An 18,411-nucleotide genomic window follows, 5' to 3' on the forward strand; every position below is an offset into this window, starting at 1 on the left:
GCGCGGTAAAATCAGGCGTTATTCGTGACAGTGTCACCTTCGGTATTATCTTGTGCCGCTTCCTGCTTTTGCAGCGTGCGCTCGTAGGCTTTCACAAACGGGTAGTACATCAGCGCCGACATCACCATACAGATAAGACACATGACGACCGGGCTGAAGGCCCAGTTAGCGGCCCAGGACGCGCCGATGGGCGCGGGCGTGGTCCACGGCGTCAGCGAAACCACCTGCGCCAGCCAGCCCAGTTTGGTCGCGGTCCAGGCAAGAACGGCGTTTACCATCGGCACCAGAATAAACGGCAGGAAAAAGACCGGGTTCATGATGACCGGCGCGCCAAACAGAATCGGTTCGTTGATGTTAAACATACTCGGCACGACGCCCATTTTACCGATCGTACGCAGGTGCACCGCGCGGCTGCGCAGCAGCAGGAACGCCAGCGGAAGCGTGGAGCCGACGCCGCCAATGAGCAGGTAGTGATCCCAGAACCCTTGCAGGTAGATATGTGGCAGCGCCTGGCCCGCCGCCAGCGCGGCCTGGTTGGCGGAGAGGTTCGCCATCCAGAACGGATTCATGATGCCGGTGACAATCAGCGCGCCGTGAATACCGGCAAACCACAGGATCTGACAGATTAAAACGGAGATCAGGATCGCCGGCAGGGAGTCCGACGCGGCCACCAGCGGCGAGAGCAGGTGCATAATCGCTTCCGGCAGGATCATGCCGGTAGTGGATTCAATCAGCAGGTTGAGCGGGTGGAGCGTGAAGACAATCACCACCACCGGGATCAAAATCTCAAACGAGCGCGCGACGCCGGTCGGCACCTCTTTCGGCAGGCGGATAGTAATATTGTGGCGTTTCAGGAAGGCATACATTTCGCTCGCGTATATCGCCGTGATAAGCGCGGTGAAAATGCCCTGGCCTGAGAAATATTGCGTGGAGATCTGCCCGTCTTTATAAGGCGCCGCCACCAGCAGAAACGCCATAAACGCCAGCAGGCCGGTCATGATCGGATCAAGCTGATAGTGCTTGCCGAGGCTTGCGCCAATCCCGACCGAGATAAAAAAGGTCATCACGCCCATGCTGAGGTTAAACGGCAGCATCAGCTGTTCACGGTATTTCAGCGAGATATCAAGCCACGCGCGGCAAAAGCCGATTTGCGTATCCGGCGAGAAGGGCGGAAAGATAAAAACCAGCAGAAACGAGCCGATGATCATAAACGGCAGGGCGGCCAGGAAACCGTCCCTGATAGCCACCACATGACGCTGCGAGCCCATCGCGCCCGCCAGCGGCGTAATTTTGTTTTCAATAACATGGACCATACTCTGGTACAGACTCATGACGTGTTTCCTTTATCAGGCAGGGGGAGAACTGCGCTCAGTTTGAAACAAAATGGAAACCGGTTTCCATGCGTCTGTCGCCTGTTTGTCGCCGGGATCACTTTTATGGAAGGAAACGTCGTGAAAGCGTGAGAAGCGTCACAAAGCAGGGAAGAGAAAGTGGTAAAAACGCCCCGGCGTGCGCCGGGGTGAACGCTTAACGGGCGACGCGCAGGCCGTTTTCCACGCCGCGGCTAAAAACCACCTGCCACAGCTGGATATCCCGCGCGCGAAATGCGCCCGCGCAGGCGTTGAGATAATAGGTAAACATACGTTTAAACCGCTCGGAGTAGTTATCAGCAATTTCCGGCCAGGCCGAGAGAAAACGCGCATACCAGGCCATCAGCGTTTTATCGTAGTCCGCGCCAAAGTTATGCCAGTCTTCCATCACGAAGTGCGGCTCGCTGGCGGCCGCAATCTGGCGCGCCGACGGCAGGCAGCCGTTCGGGAAGATGTACTTGTCGATCCACGGATCGACGTTGTTATCCGTTTTCCGCGAGCCGATGGTATGCAGCAGGAAAAGCCCGTCAGGTTTGAGATTGCGGTCGGCAACATCAAAATAGGTGGCGTAGTTTTTCGGCCCGACATGTTCGAACATGCCCACCGACACGATGCGGTCAAACTGGGAATCGAGATCGCGGTAATCCTGCAAGAGAATGGTGACGTCCAGCCCCTCGCAGCGTTCCTGCGCCATTTTCCGCTGCTCGGCGGAAATGGTCACGCCAGTGACCGACACGCCATAATGCCGCGCGGCATATGCTGCCAGACCGCCCCAGCCGCAGCCGATATCCAGCAGCGTCATGCCGGGCTTAAGCTGAAGCTTTTCGCAGATAAGTTTTAACTTCGCCTGCTGGGCGTCCTCAAGGTTATCGGCCTCTTTCCAGTAGCCGCAGGAGTACTGCATATACGGGTCGAGCATCCGGCTGAAGAGATCGTTGCCGAGATCGTAATGCTCTTTGCCGACAATCCAGGCGCGCTTTTTCGACTGCAGATTAAACAGACGGGCGCCGAGAATGCGCAGCGTGTCTTTCAGATGGTGCGGCAGCTGGTCTTCAAGCCCTGCGCGCAGCACTTTGGTGAAGAAGAGATCGAGACGCTCGCACTCCCACCAGCCGTCCATATAGCTTTCGCCAAGACCGAGAGAGCCTTCCTGTAACACACGTTTAAAAAAGTCAGGATTTTTCACCTGAATGTCGGAAGGGGCGCTGCCGTTAACGGCGATCCCGGCCCGGCTGAGCAGTTCAGTTGCGATGCGATACCAGTGGTTGTCCGGTATGCTGACTTCTTCTATACACGATGAACTCATAGCTTCTCCATCACTGATGTGATCAGAACCTTCAAACAGCGTAGTCGCAATTTTCGGTATGTGAGAAATATCACGGAAAGGTCCGCGAGCCTGATATCCGACGTAGAACAGAGGAAGGGAGATGACCCTTGCCAGAAATGTCATTCAAAATAAAAACGGGAGCCAGCGGCTCCCGTTACTACATAATATTTATGCTAATTATCGTAGAGCCGCGAACCAGTATAGGCCTCGCTTTACGATGATTCAACCATTGACCGTTAGCAAGCTAATCACAAAAATTTCATATTATCACGCGGCTGATGACGCTGTGACCCGACGACGCCCGCGCAGCAGGAAGCCAAGACCGGCCAGCAGTACGGTCGCCAGCATGACGCTGGTGGTCGACAGCAGCGGGGTGGCGACCAGCCATGACACCGCCAGGCTTGCCACAAAACAGAGCCCCAGCTGGAGCGTGTTTTGCAGCGCGGCGGCGCGTCCGGTGGCCTGCGGGAACGGCAGCAGCGCGGCGGCGACCACGATCGGATAAATTGCGCCGTTCACCATCGCCATCAGACAGAAGGGGATAAGCAGCGTGGTGAGCGTAACCGTCTCGCTTAATCCCACAAGCCAGGTGGCGATAACGCTCAGCGCGAAGCCTGCCAGCAGCCACGGCAGCAGGGTTTCGCCCTGCCATTTTTGCAGCGCGCTACGGCAGCCGTAACCGCCAATGAGGAACGCGATGGTTTGCGGCACATAGCTCAGTCCTGTCACCGCCGGGCTGTAGCCCATCTCATGCAGGATAAACGGCGAGCCGGTGAGCCAGGCGAAAAAGCTGGCGGAGCAGGCGGCATAAATCAACACATTGCCGCTGTAGACGCGCGAGCGCAGCAGCATCATAAAGCTCAGCGGTTCGCCGCCTTTATTGCCTTGCGGCGCGCCGGAAGGCAGGCGCAGCGCCGGGATCATCAGCAGTACCGTGATGGCAAACAACACTACAAAAATCGCCTGCCACGAAAAGTGATTCAGGATCCAGCTGCCGAGCAGCGGCGCCAGCGCCGGAGAGAGGCCCACCAGCGGCATGATGGTCGCGAAGATACGGCGCGCCTGCTGCGCCGGGTAGCGGTCGGTCACCAGCGCCTGCCAGCTCACTGCGGCGGAGCAGACGCCCACGGCCTGAAGAAAACGCAGCGCCAGCAGCGCGCCTGCGGTCTCTACCCAGACGGTGCCAAGGCAGGCAAGCGCGAAAATCCCCAGCCCCGCCAGCAGTACCGGACGGCGGCCAAAACGGTCAGAGAGCGGTCCCCAGGCCAGCTGCGCCAGCGCGAATCCCGCCAGGAACAGGCTCAGCGAGGCGCTGATAGCCGAGGGCGCCGTGTGTAAATCCGCCTCGATGACGGCGAACGCGGGCAGGTACATATCCGTCGCCAGAAAGCCGAGCACGCTCAGCCCGGCCAGCCAGCAAAGAAATCCTTTATCAGGTCGCATCACATTGACTCACTTCTTAATACGCGAAAGAGCCCGGAGTGTACGGAGTGCAAACCCGCTTGTGAAACGCTAATATTTGCCGTTTCCATTCAAAAATTTTGCAGGCAGAAAATGTGGTCTGAATATTCTCTGGAAGTCGTCGACGCCGTGGCGCGCACCGGCAGCTTCACCGCGGCGGCGGCGGAACTGCACCGCGTGCCTTCTGCCGTCAGCTATACGGTGCGCCAGCTGGAGGAGTGGCTTGCGGTGTCGCTCTTCGAGCGCCGCCATCGCGATGTGGTCCTGACGCCCGCGGGCGCCTGGTTTTTGCGCGAGGGGCGTTCTGTCATCAAAAAAATGATGATCACCCGTCAGCAGTGCCAGCAGATCGCCAACGGCTGGCGAGGACAGCTCTCCATCGCGGTGGACAACATCGTGCGTCCGGAACGCACCCGCCGTCTGGTGCTCGATTTCTACCGGCACTTTTCCGATGTCGAATTGCAGGTGTCGCAGGAGGTGTTTAACGGCGTCTGGGACGCGCTGGCGGACGGGCGCGTGGAACTCGCCATCGGCGCGACACAGGCGATCCCGGTCGGCGGGCGCTTCGCGTTTCGCGATATGGGCATGCTGAGCTGGCGCTGCGTGGTGGCGCATCATCACCCGCTGGCGCAGCGCGACGGCGCGCTCAGCGACGACAGGCTGCGCGATTACCCGTCGCTGGTGCTGGAAGACACCTCGCGATCGCTGCCCAAACGCATCACCTGGCTGCTGGATAACCAGCGGCGCGTGGTGGTGCCGGACTGGCACTGCGCCGCCGATGCGCTGAGCGAAGGGCTCTGTATCGGCATGGTGCCGACGCACTTCGCGAAGCCGTGGCTCGATAGCGGGGAGTGGCATGCGCTGACGCTGGAAAACCCGTTCCCGGACGCCGCCTGCTGCCTGACGTGGCGACAAAGCGATGCCTCGCCCGCGCTGCGCTGGCTGCTCGATTATCTGGGGGACAGTGAAACGCTGAACAAGGAGTGGCTGCGGGAGCCGCAGTAATACGGCTCCCGGAGGGGATTAACGGCGATAGTCGCGGAACGGGCCGTCCGCCACCGAGCGGCGTTCGATCAGGCGCGGATGCACCTCGATGGTCTGCGACTCTTCGCGCTTGTTGACGATGCGGTCGAGCAGCATATTGAACGCGGTCTGGCCCAGCGTCTCCTTCGGCTGATGGATCGTCGTCAGCGCCGGGCTGAAGAAGCGGGCGTTACGCACGTTGTCGTAGCCGATAATCGAAATATCCTGCGGCACGCGCAGACCCATCTCATCCGCGGCGCAGATAGCGCCCATCGCCATAATATCGCCGCCGCAGAAGATGGCGGTGGGGCGCTGCGGCTGCGAGAGGATCTGCTGCATGGCGCGATAACCGGATTCCGGCTCGAAATCGCCCTGCACGATCCAGTTTTCCGGCACTTTGATGGCCGCTTCTTCCAGCGCTTTCATAAAGCCGGAAAAACGCCCGACGCCGGTGTTGCGCTCAAGCTGCCCCGGAATAACGCCGATATCGCGATGGCCGCGCTCGATAAGGTAACGCCCGGCGAGATAACCGCCCTGAAACGCGTTATCGATAACCGAGTCGGTGAAATCCGCTTTCGCTTCGCCCCAGTCCATCACCACCATCGGGATATGACGGTACTCTTCGAGCGTGGCGAGTAGCGGCTCCGGGTATTCCGAACACATCACCAGCAGGCCGTCGACGCGCTTTTGCGCCATCATCGACAGGTACGCGCGCTGCTTTTCCAGATTGTTATGCGCGTTGCCGAGGATCAACGTATAGCCTTTCGCAAAGCAGCTGTTCTCAACCGCTTCGATGATTTCGGCGAAATAGGGCGCTTCGCTACTGGTCGCCAGCAGCCCGATAGACTTGGTATGGTTCACCTTCAGGCTGCGCGCCACGGCGCTTGGCGAATAGTGTAATTCTTTGATAGCCGCCCATACCGCGTTGCGCGTCTCTTCCGCCACAAAACGGGTTTTGTTAATTACATGTGAGACTGTTGTTGTGGAAACGTTGGCTCGCTTCGCGACGTCTTTAATTGTTGCCATTAATAATCACTCCAGACCCCTGGCTGAGCCCTGCAAAATCACGGGTTAATCGTTTGCCTGTACACACCCCTGTGTGCCACGAGGGGACGTGCGGCATGCCGGGAAACGCGACATTTATCGTGAGGAGGGGTCGATGGCCGGTACCGAATAAAGTAGCGACGAATTTTGGCTTATCTTTCCCGAAAGGGGAAGAGGGAAAACGCATATCTGGTTAAATGTCGCAGGATTTTTCGGCCCGTTTATGCAAAAATGCGCACTACCTGATTTTTATGGGGTCTTTAAGGAGAATACCATGAGTACCGATCTGAAATTTTCGCTGGTCACTACGCTTGTTGTACTGGGCCTGATTGTGGCGGGCGCTTTTACCGCCATCCTGCATTAAGCGCCAGGCGGGAGCGCGTCCCCGTTCTCCCGCTTTCTTATACCATTCCTGCGCTTAAGCGCCTTTCGCCCGCCGTTTCCTTTCTTTTTCACGCTTTTCCCTTATGATTCGCTAATAACAATTTGCGCGTGTTTTTTAACACCCGTGCAATAATATTTTGCTGTTTTTGTCACTTATCTTTTCTGACTGAAACTGCCATCCTCTCTGCATCCTGCTGTAACGTCGGGCATCTCCGGCGCTGTTGTAAAATTTCTGGAGCAATGAATGAAAGTCAACTTCCCGTTACTGGCACTGGCTATTGGTGCTTTTGGCATTGGCACGACCGAGTTTTCCCCGATGGGGCTGTTGCCGGTAATAGCCAACGGCGTCAACGTCTCGATTCCGGCCGCCGGTATGCTGATCAGCGCCTACGCGGTTGGCGTGATGGTGGGGGCGCCGCTGATGACGCTTTTGCTGTCGCACCGCGCGCGACGCAGCGCGCTGATTTTCCTGATGGCGATTTTTACGCTCGGCAATGTGCTCTCGGCGCTGGCGCCGGATTACATGACGCTGATGGCCTCGCGTATTCTCACCAGCCTTAACCACGGGGCGTTCTTCGGGCTCGGCTCAGTCGTTGCGGCAAGCGTGGTGCCGAAGCATAAACAGGCGAGCGCCGTCGCGACGATGTTTATGGGCCTGACCATCGCCAATATCGGCGGCGTGCCGGCGGCGACCTGGCTTGGCGAAACCATCGGCTGGCGAATGTCGTTTCTGGCGACCGCCGGTCTTGGGCTGGTGGCGATGGCGAGCCTCTGGTTCTCCCTGCCGAAAGGCGGCAGCGGCGAGCGTCCGGATGTGAAAAGCGAACTGGCGGTGCTGATGCGTCCGCAGGTAGTCAGCGCGTTGCTGACCACGGTGCTCGGCGCGGGCGCGATGTTTACGCTCTATACCTATATCGCGCCTGTTCTGCATCATATTACTGACGCCAGCGCGGCGTTCGTCACCGCCATGCTGGTGCTGATTGGCGTCGGTTTTTCCATCGGCAACTATCTGGGCGGCCGCCTGGCGGACCGCTCGGTGAGCGGCACACTGAAAGGCTTCCTGATGCTGCTTATCGTCATTATGGCGGCGATCCCGTGGCTTGCGAAAACGGAGATCGGCGCGGCAGTGAGTATGGTGGTTTGGGGGGCGGCGACGTTCGCCGTGGTGCCGCCGCTGCAGATGCGCGTGATGCGCGTCGCCAGCGAAGCGCCGGGCCTGTCGTCATCGGTCAATATCGGGGCGTTTAACCTTGGCAACGCGCTTGGCGCGGCGGCAGGCGGCGCGGTCATTCACGCCGGCTTCGGCTATAGCGTGGTGCCGGTGATGGGCGCGCTGATTGCCGCACTTGGCCTGCTGCTGGTGCTGCTTTCCAGCCGTCGCGAGGCGCAAACGGCGTGCAGCGCTGAATAACGTCTGCTGGCGTAAAAAAGAAAACGGAGAAGGGTAACCTTCTCCGTTTTTTTTGATGTGAATAAACCGATTAGCGAATGGTGCGCGGCGTCATCACCCGGCGCGCGCCGACATAATGACGCTGCCAGTAATCTTCGCTCAGCGACGTTATCTGGATTTCCTGACCGCTACGCGGCGACTGAATAAACTTGCCGTTGCCGACATAGACGCCGACGTGATCGGCAGTGCCGCGGCCCTGGGTGCGGAAGAACACCAGATCGCCGCTTTCCAGCTCGCCACGGTTAACCGGCGCGGCGTCGCGCAGGTGATACATTTCGTTGGCGGTGCGCGGAATGCGGAATTTCACCAGATCTTTATACGCATACCAGACGAGGCCGCTGCAGTCGAAACCGGTGCGAGGCGAAGCGCCGCCCCAGTGATACGGCTTGCCGATCTGGTTCATCAGCTTGTTCATGGCGGTCGTCTGGGCTTTCTTCACGCGCGCTTTGTGGGCATCCGCGATAGTCAGCGGCCCGCTGACGCATTTGGTTTTGCGATTTTTACGCGTTTTGCTACAGGTCTGCGCGCTCAGGCGGCTGCTGGCCTGTTTAACGGAGGTGGCGGAAGCGCGGCGGGAAGCGGTTTTACTGACGGAAGAGGTGGTCTTACTGGTGCGTTTTGCGGTGGTGTTTCGCTTCTCGCTGGCGGTTTTCGCCGTTTTGGTCTTCGTTGCGTTGTTGCTTTTTTTGGCGGTTTTTGTGCTGGTTTTCTTTTTCACCGTACTGGCGTGCGCCTTTTGTACCTTCGAGGCGCGCGTCTGCTCCGACGCCTGCGCGAATGGCGCAAATGCCAGTGATGAAGTCATTAATAAAGCACAGAGCGTAAGAGCAATTTTTGTTTTGCGCGCCACTGAGCATTCCCCTGCATAAAGCCGGCAATCATGCCAACGGATGAATTTTAAGAGCTTGCTGATTCTAATCTAAAAAAATGTCCGAAGTTAAGCAGCAAATCGTGTTCAGAGCGTAGTTTCGTTAACCGGCGCACTCTTTTTAACCTGCTGCCGCTGCGTCGGAGCGCATTTTAGCGCGCCTTCTCAGAGGAGAATATCGGCAGCTTACAGAAAAGTGTTATTATTTGCTTCTCTTTCACCACGGCACGGCGCCGGGCTTAAGCGCAAGATTATGCATTTTCGGGACGCTCCGGAGCCGCTACAATGTAAAGCTAACGCCGTAATGACGCTTGAGGAAGTAAGACAATGAGCACTACGCTTGAAAAAATTCAACGCCAGATCGCTGAAAACCCGATTCTGCTGTACATGAAAGGCTCCCCGAAACTGCCGAGCTGCGGCTTCTCCGCACAGGCGGTACAGGCGCTGTCCGCCTGCGGCGAGCGTTTTGCGTATGTCGATATCCTGCAAAACCCGGATATCCGCGCGGAACTGCCGAAATACGCTAACTGGCCGACCTTCCCGCAGCTGTGGGTGGATGGCGAGCTGGTCGGCGGTTGCGACATCATTATCGAAATGTATCAGCGCGGCGAACTGCAGACGCTTATCAAAGAGACGGCGGCGAAGCACAATCCGGCGACCCCGGACGCGGAATAATCCCGTCGCGCCTTATCGCGCAGACAAAAAAGCGGCCCTGGTGGCCGCTTTTTTTTGCGCTGCGTTAGCTTAGTCGTTGTTCTGCGGCGTCGCGTCTTCCGCGGCGAGCGGCGGCACTGGCCAGCCGCCCAGGCGTTTCCAGCGGTTGACGATTTCGCAAAACAGCAGGGCGGTTTGTTCGGTGTCGTAGAGCGCCGAATGCGCCTGGGTGCTGTCAAACGCCATGCCCGCGGCGATGCAGGCTTTCGCCAGCACCGTCTGACCCAGCGCCAGTCCGCTTAACGCCGCGGTATCGAAGGTCACAAACGGGTGGAATGGGTTTCGTTTGAGCGACGCGCGCTCCGCGGCCGCCATCATAAAGCTGTGATCGAACGTAGCATTGTGCGCCACCATGATCGCGCGGTTGCAGTTGCTCTCTTTCATGCCCTTGCGCACCATTTTAAAAATGGCGTGCAGCGCGTCATATTCGCTGACGGCGCCGCGCAGCGGGTTGTGCGGATCGATACCGTTAAAGGCCAGCGCTTCCGGCTGAAGAATAGCGCCTTCAAAAGGCTCAACGTGAAAATGCAGCGTTTCATCGGGGGTGAGCCAGCCGTCGGCATCCATTTTCAGCGTCACGGCGGCGATCTCCAGCAGCGCGTCGGTTTTGGCGTTAAAACCGGCGGTTTCCACATCGATGACAACAGGGTAAAAGCCACGAAAACGGTCGGACAGACCGGTCAGTTGAGCGTTATCGGACATCAGCGTCTCTTAAGTTTGGGGAATTAAAGCAGCGCGCATTATGGCAAATTTCACGGCGGGATGCAGCAAGGCGGGCAGAACGCCCGCCGGAGGGATCAGTTGCCGAGGCCGCGACCCGCGTCTTTCTCTTCGATAAGCTCGATTTTGTAACCATCCGGATCTTCAACAAACGCGATAACCGTGGTGCCGCCTTTAACCGGGCCCGCTTCACGGGTGACGTTGCCGCCGTTGTTGCGGATGCGCTCGCAGGCTTCTGCGGCGTTGTCCACGCTGATGGCGATATGGCCGTAGGCTGTACCGAGCTCATAGCTCTCCACGCCCCAGTTGTAAGTCAGCTCGATCACCGCTTCTTCGCTCTCCGGACCGTAACCGACAAACGCCAGCGAATATTTGTATTCGGTGTTTTCACTGGTGCGCAGCAGTTTCATGCCAAGAACGTTGGTGTAGAAGTCGATGGAGCGTTGCAGGTCGCCAACGCGCAGCATGGTGTGAAGTAAGCGCATAAGATCCTCTTAAATAAACGGCTTGTGATAATGCTTTTGGGTGAAACAGGATTTAAGTATAGCGGCGGAAGGCCGCCGCTATCAATTTGGATCACAGGGTGGGGTAATCGATGTAGCCTTCCGCGCCGCCGCCGTAGAAGGATTCCGGACGCTGCGGGTTAAGATCGGCTTTTTTACGCAGACGCTCAACGAGATCCGGGTTGGCGATATAGTCGCGGCCAAACGCCACGGCGTCGATAAGCCCTTTCTGGATCAACGCTTCGGCTTTTTCACGGGTATAGGCACCAGCGCCAATGATCGCGCCATCGAAACGCTCACGCACTTTCTGGCGGAATTCGTCGGTGTAAGGCACGCCGCCCGCCCAGTCCGGCTCAGACATATGCAGGTACGCGATGCCGCGCTTGTTCAGCTCTTCAATCAGGTAGAGCGCGTCGGCTTCTTCGTTCGGGCCGTTGTCCACGTTCTGGAAGCTGCCAATCGGCGACACGCGGATGCCGATGCGGTCGGCGCTCCACTCTTTGCTCACGGCGTCGACCACCTCAAGCACCAGACGCGCGCGGTTTTCCACGCTGCCGCCATACTGATCGGTGCGGTGGTTAGAGGACGGCGACAGGAACTGGTGCAGCAGGTAACCGTGGGCGGAGTGCAGCTCGGCCATATCGAAACCGGCGTCGCGCGCATTGCCGACGGCTTTGCGGAAATCGTCCACGATGCCCGGGATTTCGTGCGTTTCCAGCGCGCGCGGCGTGGTGGTGTCCACACGAATTGCCTTGCCGTTCTCATCGCGCAGAGAAGTACGTGTGCCGGAATTAATGGCAGAAGGCGCGACCGGCGCTTCGCCGCCAGGCTGGATGCTGCTGTGCGAGATACGCCCGGTGTGCCAGAGCTGCACGGCGATACGGCCATCGGCTTCGTGCACCGCGGCAGTGATTTTCTTCCATGCGGCGATCTGTTCATCGCTGTGCAGACCCGGCGCGCCCGCGTAGCCTTTGGCCTGTGCGGAAATCTGCGTGGCTTCGCTGATGATAAGCCCGGCGCTGGCGCGCTGGCGGTAATATTCCACCATCATCGCCGTGGGGATATCGCCCGGTTCGATGCTGCGCAGGCGGGTCAGTGGGGCCATAAATACGCGGTTAGGGGTGGTAACAGCACCCACTTTCAGCGGGGTAAACAGCTTTTCGTCTTGCATAGTCACTCCTGAGTAGACCGGTCGTCTTGTAATGAGCGAAATAAAAAAGCGCTGCCTTGCGGCAGGCGCTCTCTTCAAAGGATTTCTTTAACGTGCGCCAGCGCGTTTTCAAGCGGCGCGCCGCTGCGCGACACTTTGGCCTGGAGGCTTGCGCCGAGCCAGAGCACGTACAACACCTGCGCCCGCTGCTGCGCGCTGCCGGAAAAGGCCAGGGCCTGCGCCTCGCGACCCCGTTCCAGCGCGCCTGCCAGCAGCGCGATAACCTGCGCCGCGCCTTTATCGAGGGCGCCGCGCATATCCTCCGACAGATCGCACACTTCCGCGGACAGCTTCACCGTCAGGCAGCCCATCATTTTGCCCGTCTGGCAATAATGGCGGAGCGTCTCGTCAAACCAGGCGATCAGCTGCTCGCGCGCCGGGCCCGCCGGCGTAAAGTGCTGCTCAAGGCCAGCCAGATAGCGGGCGTAGTGCCGCTCCAGCATCGCCACGCCAAACGCCTCTTTCGAGCGAAAGTAGTGGTAGAAGGAGCCCTTCGGTACGCCCGCGGTTTTTAACAGCTCGCTCAGTCCCATGCCGGTAAAGCCGCGTTGCAGGCAGAGCTGCTCGCCGGTGGCAAGGAGGTGTTCGCGCGTGTCGTGTTCAGGTGTTCGGTTCATACAATCCAATCTAATAGACCGGTCGGTCTAATGCAAGTCGTCTTAGTGAAAACCGCCAGAAACGTTAATTTTTCCGGCAGGCGCTAAGCATATCCTCCTGCGGCTGATAAAGCGAAGTCTGGATATTCATGATGCCCAGCACCGTGGAGAAGAGGTTGTCCTGAGAGACCTCATCCGTCGCCGCGCGTTTGCCAAGACAGCCGGTATCCACGCCGTACTGGCGCGCGTAATCGCCGGAGAGCCAGAAGAGCAGCGGAATGTGCGTCTGCTGATCGGGCGCCAGCAGGTACGGCGTGCCGTGCAGGTAGATGCCGTTCTCGCCGAGCGATTCGCCGTGATCGGAGAGATAGACCAGCGCCGTGTTCATGGTGTCCTGATGCTTACGCAGCGCATCAATGGTGCGGCTCAGTACATCGTCGGTATAGAGAATGGTGTTGTCATAGGTGTTAATCAGCGCCTGACGGTCGCAGTCCTGGATCTCGTTAGTGTCGCAGGTCGGCGTGAAGCGGCGGAAATTATCCGGGTAGCGGCGGTAATACGCCGGGCCGTGGCTGCCCATCAGGTGCAGAACAATCACGGAATCCTGTTTCAGGCCATCCAGCACGTTATCGAACCGCCACAGCAGCGCGTCGTCGAGGCAGGAGCCTTCTTTACACAGATCGTTAAGCTTCCATTCAGTCATGTCTGTATGTGGAATGCGGTTGCAGGCGCCTTTACAGCCGCCGTCGTTATCCCGCCACAGCACGTTGACGCCCGCGTGCGCCAGCACGTCCATCAGTCCTTCCTGATGATGCGCCAGTCCGGCGTCGTAATGCGCGCGCGGCATCCCGGAGAACATGCAGGGCACGGAGATCGCGGTTTCGGTGCCGCACGAGGTGGCGTGCGGATAAAACACCACGCCCTGTTTTTTAAGCTGCGGGTTAGTGTCGCGCTCATAACCGCCGAGGGAATAGTTCTGCTCGCGGGAGGCTTCGCCAATCACTACCACCAGCACCGTTTTTTTGGTCTGCTGACGAATGACCGGGCCTTTTTTCGCATCCTGTCCGATGCGCACCAGCGTCTGGTCGCCTGCGAAAAAGCGTGAGTGGGTATATTTGACGATGCCGCTGATGTAGTTCGCCGGCGTGACCATCTTGGCGATGTTTTTATTGTTGCGAAACAGCGAGGCGTAATCCTTATAGAAGATTGACGCCACGAGAATGATCACCAGCAGGCTCGCGAGAATACTGACCAGACGGCGCAGCGCCGTCCAGAGGAGACTGCCGGACACCACGTCAATACGACTCAGCAGCAACGCCGGTACGAGGCCCGCCACAGCAAGCCATCCGATAAGCTGCGGCGTTATCAGCGCCCCGGCTTCCTGGGAATTGGTCTCGAAGATATTGACCATCATGTTCTGGTCAATCACCGCCCCGTAGGTATACATAAAATAACTGCTGGCCGCCGAGCCGAACAGCAAAATCGCCAGCACCGGTTTGCGCAGCCAGGGCAGATTAATGATGCTGAAAATCACCAGCCAGGCGCAGAACAGCACCAGCGGTACGCTCGCGGCGAACAGCGCATCGTGCAGGTGATGCGGGGCGATAAGCGCCCAGCAGCGGCCAATAAAAAGCGCGTTCATCAGCGTGAAGAGCAGGGCGCTGAACAGGTTGAAACGCAGATCGCTCCAGCGCAGTTTTTTTATCATTGCCATCATAAAGACTCCATTAACGTTGACGGCAGTCTACGGCGTTAAGATTAGTGAAACCTTAACCTGTGTTTAACCGCGCGCCCGGCATGTTCAACGGGAGCTCAACGACAGCGCAATGGTGATGATAATGCGCTGCGAGGGCGAGCAAACTTGCATCCCGGCGCAGTTCAGGCTTCAATTGTAACTATCATGTTAACAAGGAGCCGTTGTGGCCGAGCAGCTCGAGTTTTTCCCCGTTCCCAGCCCCTGTCGCGGGATCTGCCAGTCGGATGAACGCGGCTACTGTCGTGGGTGTATGCGCAGCCGCGACGAGCGCTTCAACTGGCAGAAGATGAACGATTCACAGAAGCAGGAGGTGCTGCGCCTCTGCCGCCAGCGTATGCTCCGTAAACTGCGCGCCGGACGCGCCGAACCTGACGAAGAACCACAGCAGCCTTCACTGTTTTAGCCGCGTCGCTGGCGTATAATCGCCGGCAGTTTTCCTTTCTGAGGTAAGTACTTATGGTTGAGCGTATTCTTATGGCGCCCCAGGGGCCGACGTTTTCACGTCTGGTGATGGGGTACTGGCGTTTAATGGAGTGGAATTATTCCGCCCGCGAGCTGGTGGGGTTTATCGAGCAGCATCTGGAGCTTGGCATCACTACTGTCGAGCACGCGGATATCTACGGCGGCTACCAGTGCGAAGCCGCCTTTGGCGAGGCGCTGCGTCTGGCGCCGCACCTGCGCGAAAAAATGGAAATCGTCACTAAATGCGGTATCGCCACCACCGCGAAGCCGGAAAACGCGCTTGGCCATTACATTACCGATCGCGCGCATATTGTGCAGAGTGCGGAAAATTCCCTGCGTTATCTTAGCACCGACGTGCTGGATCTGCTGCTGATCCATCGCCCCGATCCGCTGATGGATGCCGATGAGGTCGCCGAAGCGTTCCTTGCGCTGCATAAAAGCGGCAAAGTCCGCCACTTTGGCGTCTCCAACTTCACGCCTGCGCAATTCTCGTTATTGCAGTCGCGCCTGCCGTTTACGCTCGCGACCAATCAGGTAGAGATTTCGCCGGTACATCAGCCGCTGCTACTGGACGGGACGCTGGATCTGCTCCAGCAGTTACGCATTCGCCCGATGGCCTGGTCATGCCTGGGCGGCGGACGGCTTTTCAGTGATGAGAGCTTTGGGCCGCTGCGTGCCGAGCTGCAACAGGTTGCAGAAGAGACGGGCGCACAGACTATTGAGCAGGTCGTCTACGCGTGGGTGTTGCGTCTGCCGTCGCGCCCGCTGCCGATTATCGGCTCCGGGAAAATCGATCGCGTGAAAAGCGCGGCGGGGGCGCTGTCGCTTGAACTGTCGCGCCAGCAGTGGTTCCGCATCCGTAAAGCCGCGCTCGGTTACGACGTTCCCTGACAACCCGATCCCCTCCTTTCCGGTGAAACCGCGCACCTTGTTATAGACTTAACGGGGATCACCTGAACCTGGAGGGAATATGAAGCGATTGACTCTGGCGGCGATGGCGCTGCTGGCATGCGGCGCCGCACAGGCCGCCAACGAAGAAGTGGAACTGCGTCTGGCGACCGACAAGGGCGCTGGCCAGTCGGTCGGTATGGTTAAAATCACCGAAACCGATAAAGGCCTGGAATTTGCGCCCGATCTCAATGGTCTGCCGCCAGGCGAGCATGGTTTTCACATCCATGCCAAAGGCAGCTGCGAACCCGCCATGAAAGAGGGCAAAATGGTCGCGGCAGAAGCGGCGGGCGGTCATTTCGATCCGCAGAATACCGGTAAACACGCCGGGCCGGAAGGCGACGGGCATTTAGGCGATCTGCCGGCGCTGGCCGTCAATAATGACGGGAAAGCCACCGATCCGGTGACCGCGCCGCGCATTAAAAAACTGGATGAAATCAAAGGCAAAGCGCTGATGGTGCATGTCGGCGGCGATAACATGTCCGATCATCCGAAACCGCTTGGCGGCGGCGGCGCCCGTTACGCCTGTGGCGTTATTTAACCGCTCCCGGGGCGTTGCTCTCCTGCGGCGAGGGCGACGCCTGTTCCAGCTGCGACAGCGAACACCACAGGCGCCAGATAATTCCCGCCAGCCGCCGCGCGTCGGGCTGGTGGTGGCGCGCGAGCGTCAGACTGATGCGCTCAAGCTCGCCGAGCGCTGCCGCCAGCGGGCGCTGACGCACCCCTTTCACGCTCATTACATCCCGTAACGTTTCAATGCAGATATCACGCACCTGAGAGAGCGGGTCGGCGCGGGTTTCCCATTCGCGCAGTTGCCACACCACATGCGAGCAGTTAAGCAGCACCACGCCCCAGCGCAGCAGCCAGCGGCGGGTGGCCTCATCCTTACTGTTGCTGAGCTGGCTGATATGGTGGTAAACCAGCGACTCAAACGCCGCCTCGCCCCGCTGAGGAACGCGGCTGAGCTGGTCGATAAACCCGCGACGCAGGGCGCGAATATGACGCAGCCCTTTGCGCCGGTCGGAGCCCGGCCGCAGCACCGCGAACGCCACCCAGCAGAACGCCACGCCGCAGATCTTCGCCAGATTGTCGTTCAAAAAATCCGCCAGATCGTAAACCGGCGGGTTCGTCACCGCGATAAACGAGCCCATAAACACAATCAGCTGTCCCCACAATCCGGCAAACCGCGGCTGTTGCAGTTTTAACAGCTGCATCGTGGTCAGGAGCGGAAAAAGAAACAGCAAAAACTGCCAGAGATCGGTGACCTGAACCATCAGCCCGAACTTCACTACAAAGCTGAACAGCGTCAGCAGCAATAGCGTGCGCAGTAGCAAGTTGAGCGAATTATGCGGCGACGGCGAGGCGGAGTAGAGCACGCAGCTTATCGCCGCCAGGGTCAGCGCGCCGCTGCCGGCCTCCCAGCGGGTGTTGATCGCCCATGCGCCGATAAGCGTGATGACGCAGAAGGTGCGCAGCGCGCTCCAGAGCGCCTCGGCGTTATCGGTGTGGCGCGCCAGCGGCGGCGCGGTGGGTACGCTGATGCTGTCGTCAGGAACAGGCGTGTCGAGCCGCGCAATCCAGCGCTGGCAGTTCATCCACACGCGGCAGAAATCGCGCAGCCGCAGCCAGAACGCCTGATGGCGAAAATCGCCGCCCTCAGACGGCGCGAGCGCCGCCAGCAGACGAGCCACCCGCAGCGGGCAGGGCTTCGGATGACCGAGCTCTTCCAGCAGCGCATCAAGCCCGGCCCACAGATCCTGCGGCGGATCCGGCCAGTTCATCAGCAGGCGGCGCAGGCCGGAGATATAGCTGGTCAGACGCAGTTGCTGATGCAATAGATAATTCAGGAGCTGGTTTTGCTGACGGATGCGGTAATGGCTCCAGAAGGCCTGAATGCGCAGCACGTTCAGCGTCAGTACCTGCGCGATCACGCCTTCGTGCGCGGTACGGATGGCGTCGGTGGTTTGGGGTTTCCACAGCAGGCTGGCGTGTTCCAGCAGCCGCGCCTGCATTTTGCGCAGCGCTCCGAGAAACGTCACGCTGTCGGGCGGCCCTGGCATCACCATCATCATCAGCCCGCCGCACAGAATGCCGACAATCACTTCACAGACGCGCGACTGGGCGATATCCCACAGTTCTGTCGTCTCAATGGTGTTGACCAGCGGAAAGGCGATAATGGCGGCGGTGTAGCCCGCCAGTTGAAAGGCATAGGCGGCGTTATTGTGGAAATTCCCCGAAACCCAGGTACAGAGCGCCAGCCACAGCGCCATCGTCCAGGTGAACAGCCACGGATCGTTCAGCGTATGCCCGGCGATAATCAGCGCGGCGCTGGCCCCCAGCAGGCTGCCAGCGATGCGCCCCAGGCTTTTACTGATAACGCCGCCCACCGTCGGGAAACTCACCACGGCGGCGGACGTCATCGCCCAGTAGGGCTCGTCGAGATCCAGCACGTAAGCAATGGTCAGCGCGAGCGACATCGCGATGCCATTGCGCAGCGCGTAACGCCACTGCGCGGGCGTCGCTTTGCCCCACGGGGAGCGCTGCCAGGTGAGCCAGTCCAGATTCATCGGAAGCG

General features: G+C 59.1%; 18 protein-coding genes. 7 read left to right on the plus strand and 11 right to left on the minus strand.

All coding sequences use genetic code 11. From position 1 onward, the window contains the following. Nucleotides 1–11: 11 nt before the first annotated feature. The 3 genes from AFK65_RS08890 to punC form a co-directional block, all read right to left on the minus strand. Nucleotides 12–1,331, minus strand: a complete 1,320-nt coding sequence (locus AFK65_RS08890; protein WP_007697095.1) for a PTS sugar transporter subunit IIC — start codon at nucleotides 1,329–1,331, stop codon at nucleotides 12–14. Between the two features lie 196 nt (nucleotides 1,332–1,527). Continuing rightward, the gene (cfa, locus tag AFK65_RS08895; RefSeq protein ID WP_038857304.1) at nucleotides 1,528–2,676 is read right to left on the minus strand and encodes a cyclopropane fatty acyl phospholipid synthase; all 1,149 of its coding nucleotides are present in this window, start codon (nucleotides 2,674–2,676) and stop codon (nucleotides 1,528–1,530) included. 288 nt (nucleotides 2,677–2,964) lie between these two features. Further along, the gene (punC, locus tag AFK65_RS08900) at nucleotides 2,965–4,140 is read right to left on the minus strand and encodes a purine nucleoside transporter PunC (protein ID WP_038857303.1); all 1,176 of its coding nucleotides are present in this window, start codon (nucleotides 4,138–4,140) and stop codon (nucleotides 2,965–2,967) included. A 111-nt stretch (nucleotides 4,141–4,251) separates the two neighbouring features. Here punC and punR point away from each other — a divergent pair, with 111 nt between their 5' ends. After that, on the plus strand, nucleotides 4,252–5,163 hold the full coding sequence (gene punR / locus AFK65_RS08905; protein WP_038857302.1) for a DNA-binding transcriptional activator PunR: 912 nt from the start codon (nucleotides 4,252–4,254) through the stop codon (nucleotides 5,161–5,163). 18 nt (nucleotides 5,164–5,181) lie between these two features. Here punR and purR read toward each other — a convergent pair whose 3' ends face one another. Continuing rightward, nucleotides 5,182–6,207: an HTH-type transcriptional repressor PurR gene (purR, locus tag AFK65_RS08910; protein ID WP_007697113.1), complete on the minus strand. Its 1,026-nt coding sequence runs from the start codon at nucleotides 6,205–6,207 to the stop codon at nucleotides 5,182–5,184. Between the two features lie 292 nt (nucleotides 6,208–6,499). On the opposite strand from purR, the gene cydH reads away from it, so the two are divergent. Both cydH and AFK65_RS08915 read left to right on the plus strand, forming a co-directional pair. After that, nucleotides 6,500–6,589: a cytochrome bd-I oxidase subunit CydH gene (gene cydH / locus AFK65_RS21775; RefSeq protein WP_015386754.1), complete on the plus strand. Its 90-nt coding sequence runs from the start codon at nucleotides 6,500–6,502 to the stop codon at nucleotides 6,587–6,589. A 264-nt stretch (nucleotides 6,590–6,853) separates the two neighbouring features. Continuing rightward, complete coding sequence (locus AFK65_RS08915; RefSeq protein ID WP_007697116.1) at nucleotides 6,854–8,020, plus strand: MFS transporter; 1,167 nt, start codon at nucleotides 6,854–6,856, stop codon at nucleotides 8,018–8,020. Nucleotides 8,021–8,090: 70 nt separating this feature from the next. Here AFK65_RS08915 and AFK65_RS08920 read toward each other — a convergent pair whose 3' ends face one another. Then, nucleotides 8,091–8,909 (minus strand): C40 family peptidase, encoded by an 819-nt coding sequence (locus tag AFK65_RS08920; RefSeq protein WP_038857299.1) that lies wholly within the window; start codon nucleotides 8,907–8,909, stop codon nucleotides 8,091–8,093. A 345-nt stretch (nucleotides 8,910–9,254) separates the two neighbouring features. On the opposite strand from AFK65_RS08920, the gene AFK65_RS08925 reads away from it, so the two are divergent. Then, entirely contained in the window at nucleotides 9,255–9,602 is a 348-nt protein-coding gene (locus tag AFK65_RS08925; protein ID WP_007697129.1) for a Grx4 family monothiol glutaredoxin, read from the plus strand. Between the two features lie 69 nt (nucleotides 9,603–9,671). Here AFK65_RS08925 and rnt read toward each other — a convergent pair whose 3' ends face one another. From rnt to eptA, 5 genes are all read right to left on the minus strand, one after another. Next, nucleotides 9,672–10,343, minus strand: a complete 672-nt coding sequence (rnt, locus tag AFK65_RS08930) for a ribonuclease T (protein WP_038857298.1) — start codon at nucleotides 10,341–10,343, stop codon at nucleotides 9,672–9,674. Nucleotides 10,344–10,438: 95 nt separating this feature from the next. Next, nucleotides 10,439–10,846, minus strand: a complete 408-nt coding sequence (gene gloA, locus AFK65_RS08935) for a lactoylglutathione lyase (RefSeq protein WP_007697135.1) — start codon at nucleotides 10,844–10,846, stop codon at nucleotides 10,439–10,441. A gap of 91 nt (nucleotides 10,847–10,937) precedes the next feature. Further along, nucleotides 10,938–12,035: an alkene reductase gene (gene nemA / locus AFK65_RS08940; protein WP_007697136.1), complete on the minus strand. Its 1,098-nt coding sequence runs from the start codon at nucleotides 12,033–12,035 to the stop codon at nucleotides 10,938–10,940. Between the two features lie 74 nt (nucleotides 12,036–12,109). Beyond that, a complete protein-coding gene (locus AFK65_RS08945) occupies nucleotides 12,110–12,691 on the minus strand; it encodes a TetR/AcrR family transcriptional regulator (RefSeq protein ID WP_038857297.1) in 582 nt (193 codons plus the stop codon). A 64-nt stretch (nucleotides 12,692–12,755) separates the two neighbouring features. After that, entirely contained in the window at nucleotides 12,756–14,384 is a 1,629-nt protein-coding gene (gene eptA / locus AFK65_RS08950; protein ID WP_032805352.1) for a phosphoethanolamine transferase EptA, read from the minus strand. Between the two features lie 205 nt (nucleotides 14,385–14,589). Between eptA and AFK65_RS08955 the strand changes: the two genes are divergently transcribed. From AFK65_RS08955 to sodC, 3 genes are all read left to right on the plus strand, one after another. Then, entirely contained in the window at nucleotides 14,590–14,829 is a 240-nt protein-coding gene (locus tag AFK65_RS08955; RefSeq protein WP_007774589.1) for a DUF1289 domain-containing protein, read from the plus strand. 53 nt (nucleotides 14,830–14,882) lie between these two features. After that, on the plus strand, nucleotides 14,883–15,779 hold the full coding sequence (locus AFK65_RS08960; RefSeq protein ID WP_007697143.1) for an aldo/keto reductase: 897 nt from the start codon (nucleotides 14,883–14,885) through the stop codon (nucleotides 15,777–15,779). 79 nt (nucleotides 15,780–15,858) lie between these two features. Continuing rightward, nucleotides 15,859–16,377, plus strand: a complete 519-nt coding sequence (sodC, locus tag AFK65_RS08965; RefSeq protein ID WP_007697145.1) for a superoxide dismutase [Cu-Zn] SodC — start codon at nucleotides 15,859–15,861, stop codon at nucleotides 16,375–16,377. Here sodC and AFK65_RS08970 read toward each other — a convergent pair. Then, on the minus strand, nucleotides 16,370–18,403 hold the full coding sequence (locus AFK65_RS08970) for an FUSC family protein (RefSeq protein WP_038857295.1): 2,034 nt from the start codon (nucleotides 18,401–18,403) through the stop codon (nucleotides 16,370–16,372). The two genes, sodC and AFK65_RS08970, sit on opposite strands and share 8 nt — an antisense overlap. Between the last annotated feature and the right edge of the window lie 8 nt (nucleotides 18,404–18,411).

This window comes from Cronobacter universalis NCTC 9529, from assembly GCF_001277175.1.
Lineage (GTDB): Bacteria > Pseudomonadota > Gammaproteobacteria > Enterobacterales > Enterobacteriaceae > Cronobacter > Cronobacter universalis.